This window comes from Photorhabdus stackebrandtii, from assembly GCF_011189495.1.
Classification (GTDB): Bacteria; Pseudomonadota; Gammaproteobacteria; order Enterobacterales; family Enterobacteriaceae; genus Photorhabdus; species Photorhabdus khanii.
In genome coordinates, this window is record NZ_PUJV01000137.1 from 1 (window position 1) to 942 (window position 942).

Genomic DNA, 942 nt, shown 5'->3' on the forward strand with positions numbered 1-942 from the left:
GTATTCAATCTGAAATACTGTGTGACTACCGTATCTGTAATCCATGTTGCACCTCCCATGCAACACAGTATCTCAGCTAAAGCTGACCGACTAAAGTCGGTGGTTTCAACCTTTCATATGGAAGAATGAATCTGCAACGGCAATCCATCGATAATACCGACAGTCGTATTAATACCTTGTCTGTGCCGCCAAAAGGACGTGAAGGACAATAATGATGTCTGAGCAAAGTGAAATCCGGGTGCCTGCTGACACTAAACAGTGGTTGATTGCAGGACTGAAACGGAATCTCAGACGAGGGTTAATCGTCACGTTGATGATGGGGGGCATGTTACTTGTTGCCGCAGTTGGCTTGGCGTATCCGTCTCAGTTCAATGCTTTACAACATTGGATGTACACGACCCGTTACGGCTGGCTGGCCTGGCGATTGGTCATGTACAGTGTTATTGCCTGTTTCATGTGGCAGCTTTGGCGATCCCCATTGCCGTTAACACAGAAAGCTGCTTTGAAACGGATTGTGCTAATTTCGCTGGGATTTGTGGGATGTTGTGAGTATGCCATGTTCTTCGTCTCCGGAGAGCAGTCATGACAACTTACAGCTATTTGGAATATTTTCTGACCCTGCTGGGTTGGATGGTGAATAATGGCTTGTGGAATGTGCTGTTGGCCACCGGGTTATTTGTGCTGCCGCTGACATTTAAAATTATAGGTATCTGGCTGAAAGTCCGGGAAGAAGGGGAGGATGAAGGGAATAAGGGCATGCTCTCAGTAACCCGGATTGAAAACACCTTGTATGGTGCTTTTCTGGTGATGATTGCTTGCTGTGTGCCGTTGGTCAATGTGAGTCTGAGTACCATTACGTATGATGACTCGCGGGCAAAAAGTTGTGGTACTTGGACACCGAAACCGGCTGAAACGGGTTATGCGTCAGTGATATCGTCGCTT

Annotated in this window: 2 protein-coding genes; both read left to right on the plus strand. The window is 47.1% G+C overall.

Annotated elements, in window-relative coordinates; all coding sequences use genetic code 11:
- Positions 1-211: 211 nt before the first annotated feature.
- A complete protein-coding gene (locus tag C5470_RS21985) occupies positions 212-586 on the plus strand; it encodes a hypothetical protein (protein ID WP_166291907.1) in 375 nt (124 codons plus the stop codon).
- On the plus strand, positions 583-942 hold a 360-nt coding region (locus tag C5470_RS21990; RefSeq protein ID WP_166291908.1), incomplete at its 3' end, for a conjugal transfer protein TraG N-terminal domain-containing protein. The genes C5470_RS21985 and C5470_RS21990, both read left to right, overlap by 4 nt.